This is a genomic window from Tumebacillus algifaecis, assembly GCF_002243515.1.
Taxonomy (GTDB): Bacteria; Bacillota; Bacilli; order Tumebacillales; family Tumebacillaceae; genus Tumebacillus_A; species Tumebacillus_A algifaecis.
The window spans coordinates 4,306,227-4,312,500 of sequence record NZ_CP022657.1 but is presented as its reverse complement, the minus strand read 5'-3'; the positions used below and the strand labels follow the sequence as shown (position 1 = coordinate 4,312,500).

Annotated in this window: 5 protein-coding genes; 4 read left to right on the top strand and 1 reads right to left on the bottom strand. The window is 53.7% G+C overall.

The features are described from left to right. Nucleotides 1-960: 960 nt before the first annotated feature. The 4 genes from gerQ to CIG75_RS19295 all read left to right on the top strand — a co-directional run bounded on the left by gerQ (nt 961) and on the right by CIG75_RS19295 (nt 5,214). Nucleotides 961-1,398, top strand: coding sequence for a spore coat protein GerQ (gene gerQ / locus CIG75_RS19310; RefSeq protein WP_227874291.1), 438 nt, complete (start codon nt 961-963; stop codon nt 1,396-1,398). A gap of 230 nt (nt 1,399-1,628) precedes the next feature. Then, entirely contained in the window at nt 1,629-3,626 is a 1,998-nt protein-coding gene (gene tkt / locus CIG75_RS19305) for a transketolase (protein ID WP_094238109.1), read from the top strand. Between the two features lie 189 nt (nt 3,627-3,815). After that, the gene (locus CIG75_RS19300) at nt 3,816-4,265 is read left to right on the top strand and encodes a cupredoxin domain-containing protein (protein WP_094238108.1); all 450 of its coding nucleotides are present in this window, start codon (nt 3,816-3,818) and stop codon (nt 4,263-4,265) included. A 157-nt stretch (nt 4,266-4,422) separates the two neighbouring features. After that, nucleotides 4,423-5,214, top strand: coding sequence for a VanW family protein (locus CIG75_RS19295; RefSeq protein ID WP_157729659.1), 792 nt, complete (start codon nt 4,423-4,425; stop codon nt 5,212-5,214). Nucleotides 5,215-5,250: 36 nt separating this feature from the next. Here the strand turns inward: CIG75_RS19295 and CIG75_RS19290 are convergent, their stop codons facing one another. After that, complete coding sequence (locus CIG75_RS19290) at nt 5,251-6,078, bottom strand: GNAT family N-acetyltransferase (RefSeq protein ID WP_094238106.1); 828 nt, start codon at nt 6,076-6,078, stop codon at nt 5,251-5,253. Nucleotides 6,079-6,274 lie beyond the last annotated feature (196 nt).

The window sequence follows — 6,274 nt, the reverse complement described above, 5'->3', positions numbered from 1 at the left end:
TTATGTAGTGAAATACTGCCTCTGTAGATGTGGAAGCGGACACCACTGAACGATAGGAGACTCTGTTCATTGAATAGGGTTGTCTTTTGTTGTCCCAGGTCAATAGAAGAAGTGCCGCGATCGAAGCGGAGCGAAGAACCACCGGAGCGATCGCGGAGGTATGGTACTTGGACCGCAGGGTCCCGGGAGAGTAGGACGTCGCTAGGTAATGAGAGAAAGACTCGATCTTCTGAGATCGGGTCTTTTTTCATGTTCTTATTATACGAGTAAATAGAAACAGTGCCGCGATCGAAGCGGAGCGAAGAACCACCGAAGCGAGAGCGGAGGTATGGTACTTGGACCGCAGGGTCCTGGGAGAGTAGGACGTCGCTAGGCAAAGATGAGGACTCAGTTCAATAAACTGGGTCTTTTTTGTTATGAAGTGAAATACAGCTGCTCTGGAAATCGGACAATATAGAGCAATAGGGACTCATTTTCGATGAATAGGGTCGCTTTTTCATTGTCCAGGGCTAATAGAAACAGTGCCGAGTTCGAAGCAGAGCGAAGAACCACCAGAGCGAGAGCGGAGGTATGGTACTTGGACCGCAGGGTCTTGGGAGAGTAGGACGTCGCTAGGTAAATCCGAGGACTCAGTTCAATGAACTGGGTTTTTTTGTTTGTCCGAGGTTAAGCAATGAAGTGCAAAGTTTGATGCGAAAGCAGAATAGGTTGCATGACACGATTGCCCCTAAAAAAGGGGTTCTAACAACGCCTACACAAAAAGACGCCGTCTCGTCCAGCAGTGGGGCTCATATTTGTTGTCACAAAAACCCATAGACGGATATACCATGTAGGTGTAACGTTCGGGAGAACATTGCTTCTAAAAGGAGATGAATGGTTTTGTACTACAACTGCTGTGATGATGATTTCCGGCAACCTCAGAATCCATTTGGCTTCCAGCCTAAAACAGGCATACCTTTTATGCAACCCGCTACCATGCCGATGTATCAACCGGGCGCACAAGTGACGCAACCGGGGATGATGCAACCACCGATGATGCAACCGGGCGGGACGCCTGTCGTCGTTCAACCGGACCAAGGGATTCAAGAGGAATCCTACATTGAAAATATTCTCCGGTTCAACAGAGGCAAAGTTGGTACGTTCTATTATACGGTGGAAGGCAGTAAAGAGTGGAATTCGGTTGTTTTCCGCGGCCGCGTCGAAACGGCAGGCCGTGACCATATCATTTTGAGCGATCCGAAGACGGGAAAACGTTTCCTGCTTCTGATGATCAACTTGAGCTGGGTGGAATTTGATGAGCCGATCAATTATCCGGAAGTCCCAGTGCCTCCACAGATCAAAAAAGTGCTCACCACCGGTGAGATGCGGGCGTACCCGAGCGCTCGCGAAGAAGAATAACCGGACAACAGATGGCATGACAGAGGGGCCCCGCACACCGAGTTTGATCGCGGAGGCCCTTTTGTCAACGCTTCGCTTTTCCCTTTCTTTACAGGGTATGGACACAATGTTACACTGCTTTTGGAGGAAACAATCACCAAGCTAGTCTGTACGCCACGCAGTACATACTACGTGTACTTGCCTGTACAGTCTGTGCATTACATAACAGGTTCAAGGAAGGGGTTTCTGAAATGACTGCAAACATCGAACAACTTGCAATCAATGCGATCCGCACGCTTTCCATCGATATGATCGAAAAGGCAAAATCCGGCCATCCAGGTTTGCCGATGGGCGCTGCGCCGATGACCTACGAACTGTGGACCAACCATTTGAAGCACAACCCGGCCAACCCGCAATGGGTCGATCGCGACCGCTTCGTTCTGTCGGCAGGGCACGGCTCCGCAATGCTTTACAGCATGTTGCACCTGACTGGCTACGGCCTCGAACTTGAGGAGTTGAAAAATTTCCGCCAGTGGGGCAGCAAAACGCCAGGGCACCCAGAGTACGGCCACACGGCGGGCGTAGAAGCGACCACCGGTCCGCTTGGACAAGGTATCGCGATGTCGGTCGGGATGGCGATGGCTGAAGCGCATCTGGCCGCGACTTACAACCGCGAGGGCCATGAGATCATCAACCACTACACCTACGCGATCTGCGGCGACGGCGACCTGATGGAAGGCGTAGCAGCAGAAGCGATTTCGATGGCTGGGCACATGGGGCTTGGTAAATTGGTCGTGCTCTACGATTCGAACGACATCTCGCTCGATGGCCAACTCTCCATGTCGTTCACCGAAAATGTGCAGCAACGCTTCGAATCCTGTGGCTGGCAGTACCTGCGCGTCGAAGAGGGCACCGACATTCAGGCGATCGGCAATGCCATTCGCGAAGCACAAGCGGACAAGAACCGCCCGACCCTGATCGAAATCCGCACGATCATCGGCCACGGCTCTCCGAACAAAGCGGGCACCAACAAAGTACACGGCGCTCCGCTCGGCGACGAAGAAGTCCGCCTGACCAAAGAGTTCTATGGCTGGCCGCACGAGCCGTTCCACGTTCCGTCCGAAGTACGCGACCATTATGCACAGATCACCGCACAAGGCGGCCAAAAGGAAGCGGAGTGGAATGAACGCTTCGCAGAGTATGAAGAAGCGTATCCGGAGCTGGCGAAGCAACTGTTGCAAGCGATGAAACATGAGCTTCCAGAAGGCTGGGACCAACACATTCCGGTCTACCAGCCGGACGCACCGCAACTGGCAACCCGTGAAGCATCAGGCTTGGCGTTGAATGCGATCGCGAAAAATCTCCCGTCGCTCTTCGGCGGCTCTGCCGACTTGGCAGGTTCGAACAACACGACGTTAAAAGACTACCCGGTCTTCGAGCAAGCCAACTACGCGGGTCGCAACGTCTGGTTTGGCGTGCGTGAGTTCGCGATGGCAGCGGCGTTGAACGGTTTGGCTCTGCATGGCGGCGTTCGTCCGTATGGCGCTACCTTCTTCGTCTTCTCCGATTACCTGCGCCCGGCAGTCCGTCTGTCTGCGTTGATGAAGCTCCCCGTGCTGTACGTGCTGACACACGACTCGATCGCTGTCGGCGAAGATGGCCCGACGCATGAGCCGGTCGAACATCTGGCGGCGATGCGCGTCATTCCGGGTCTGGTCACCCTTCGTCCAGCTGATGCCAACGAAACGATGGAAGCGTACCGCTTCGCACTCTCGCAACAGGACACCCCGGTCGCGATGGTGCTCACTCGTCAAAAACTGCCCGTGCTGGCTGGTACCGCAGAAAAGGCAGGCACAGGCTTGAGCAAAGGCGCCTATGTCCTCTCCGACGCAGCGAATGGCGATCCGCAAGTGATCCTGATCGCCACCGGTTCGGAAGTGGCGCTCGCTGTCAGCGCCCAACAAGCGCTTGCCGAAAAAGGAATCGCTGCCCGCGTCGTTTCGATGCCGAGCATGGAACTGTTCAACAAACAGTCCAAAGAATACAAAGACTCGGTGCTCCCGCCGTCCGTCAAGGCGCGCGTGGGCATCGAGATGGGCTCCACGTTCGGTTGGGAACGCTATGTCGGCGACGGCGGTGTCGTGATCGGGATCGATACGTTCGGCGCATCGGCGCCTGGCGACCGTGTAATCTCCGAGTACGGATTCACCGTCGAAAATGTGATCGAACACGTCAACAAAGTGCTGTAAACTTCAAACGGATTTTGCAAATCAAGCGCTTTCCTGCCACGCAGGAAGGCGCTTTTTGTCCCTTTACATCGTTCATTCAAAACATTGTGATCTTCTTCACAAATCGTTCATGCTTACTGTGCGAATTATCATTTCGAACTTGCATCAAAAGGTGTATGATGAAATTGTAAAAAAGGAGGCGTAAGCGAAATGAAAAAAAATCGTTTTGCATTGATCGCTGCGACGGCTGTCGCATTTGGGATGATTATGACGGGCTGCGGTTCGGATAAGCAGGCGACAGACGACACCACGAAAAACAACACGGAGCAAAAGAACTCTGGTTCTACCGATACGAATAAGAACACCGAAGCGAGCGGCAACGAGCAAGTGGTCAATGTGACCGCTGTCAACTGGAGCTGGGAACTCGATAAGACCGAAGTCAAAAAAGGCCAACCGGTCAAACTGGTGGTCAGCGGCAAAGAAGGTCTGCACGGTCTGACCGTTATGGGCACAGACGCGAAGATCAAGAACATCCCGCCGGGTAAAACGGAAACGGTCGTCTTCACACCGGACAAAGCGGGCGACCTGAAACTGGTCTGCACCGTAGCTTGCGGCACTGGCCACAGCGCAATGGCTGCAACTTTGAAAGTGGTAGACTAATCATCGACGTTCGAACATGCACAACTAGCGAATGAATCAAAACCCATGCGGATCTCCCGCGTGGGTTTTTGATTTTTTAAAAAGTGGCGAACGCCTTGTAACCTGGACATGATCTTCCACGTCTTTCCATATAGTGATGAAGACGGAGGGGTGTAGGGTGAACAAGAACAAACAGAGACAAAAGCAAGGATGGCTGCTCACCGCCACTTGCTGCAGCCTGTTGACAGTCGGGGTTGTGGCAGCGGCGTATTGGTATACAGCGGGGAGCACCAATCCGATTCTACAGCCGGTCGAAGCGGCGGCACCTGTGTTGCCGAACGCGTCCGATCCGGTACGACCGCAGCCGATCCAAGCAGAATATGCAAAATTTGTCCCGGTCGAGAACGTGATGCCGAGGCAGCAGGACAACCGGGTCCAACGTGACCTAAACGAACAATACCAAGCGTATCTACAACAGCTTCCCAGCAGCGCAGGAGTCGCAGTCGCTTCGTTTCAAACGTCACTCGCCGGGCACAACGCCGAAGGGCGGGTGAAGAACATAGAACTGGCCAACGCCAAGTTGAACGGCCTTATTTTGCTACCGGGTGAAGAGCTGTCCTTTAACGACACGTTGGGCGATTCGAACGACCCGAGTGGCGGGTGGCAGTTGGCAACGGTGATCGTCGGCAAAAAATTTGAACAAGGGTATGGCGGTGGGATCTGCCAAGTGTCCTCGACGCTGTACAATACGGTGTTGAATGCGGGTCTGCAGATCACCGAGCGCTATACGCACAGCTTGCCGGTCGGTTATGTCGCCCCTGGGCATGATGCCACCGTCTCCTACCCAGAGCTTGATTTTCGGTTTGTCAATTCGACCGATGCACCGCTCCGCCTCGAAGCTGTGATCGCAGGCGGTCAGGTCGTGTCCAAACTCCATCGTTTGCCCGCTTTCACCTACTCGACACCGTGAGGCCGCGAAAAAAAGCCGTCAGCATCGAGCTGACGGCTATTCGCGTGGCAACTTAAACATAAGATCAGTAAATGCGACCTGCATTCCCGATCGCAGCATGTTGCGATGGCTGGGGCTGTTGAAGGCCGCTTGGGCGACAATAAGCTCACAGCCGAGGCGAGCGGCATCTTGAATCCGCCGATTGATCAGCGCCTGCTGCAACCCGTGCCCGCGATAGTCGGAGAGTGTAGCCGCTGTGCAAAACGAAGCGACCCCGTCGAGCAGAAACATCATCGCCACACTGGCTGGCACTCCGTCCACAGCTGCGGTGTAATAATGGTAGCCTGAGTTGGCCGCAGCGATCAGGCGGTTGTTATGGGCGATACTGGCGGCGCGTGCCGGCGGTTGGTTCATCGCCTGCGTGTAGAGCTGAGCGAACTGATCCATCTGGTCGTACGTCAATTTCTGGATCGTGATTCCTTCCGGCAGCGGTGGGATGTCTTCCGTTGCGACACCATACATCGTCGAATCGGAAAATTCTTCGGCAACGAATCCGTGTGCCGACAGCGCCGCCAAGAACTCACCTGTCGCATACGCCGGGTTGGTCTTGATGCGACAGGTCACATCATGTGCCGCATAGTACTCCACGATCTCTGGCAACAAAGGTAAATCTTCGACCTGCAACCCGATCACTTTATTGATAAAAGACCACGGGTTCTTTTTGTTGATCAGCGCGGTACCATTGCCAAAGCGCTTCAGCGACACAGACTCCCGTTTGCTCTCATCTGTCTGCAAAGCTTCCACGCGCCGAACCAACCCCACATGCTCAACCGCTTCTAATCGCTTGGCCAATTCTGGTGTTACAATCGGAAATGTGCGTTCCATCTTCGATCTCGCCTCCTCCGAACTGCTAGTTACTTCTAAAGGTACGGTTCGGACCTGTTATTGTCAATCAAGTTGAGCAGAGAAATATTGAGCAGGCAATTGACAATGAGAATCATTATCACTATAATCAGAAGTAGGTTTATCCCCTTTTCTTGGCATAACAACGGAAATCTGTGTTCGAATGGCGGTAAACCCT

What these genes read in the sequence shown, in the direction of transcription:
- gerQ (WP_227874291.1), top strand. Translation starts at nt 961, where the DNA reads ATGCAACCCGCTACCATGCCGATGTATCAACCGGGCGCACAAGTGACG.
- CIG75_RS19300 (WP_094238108.1), top strand. Translation starts at nt 3,816, where the DNA reads ATGAAAAAAAATCGTTTTGCATTGATCGCTGCGACGGCTGTCGCATTT.
- tkt (WP_094238109.1), top strand. Translation starts at nt 1,629, where the DNA reads ATGACTGCAAACATCGAACAACTTGCAATCAATGCGATCCGCACGCTT.
- CIG75_RS19290 (WP_094238106.1), bottom strand. Translation starts at nt 6,078, where the DNA reads ATGGAACGCACATTTCCGATTGTAACACCAGAATTGGCCAAGCGATTA.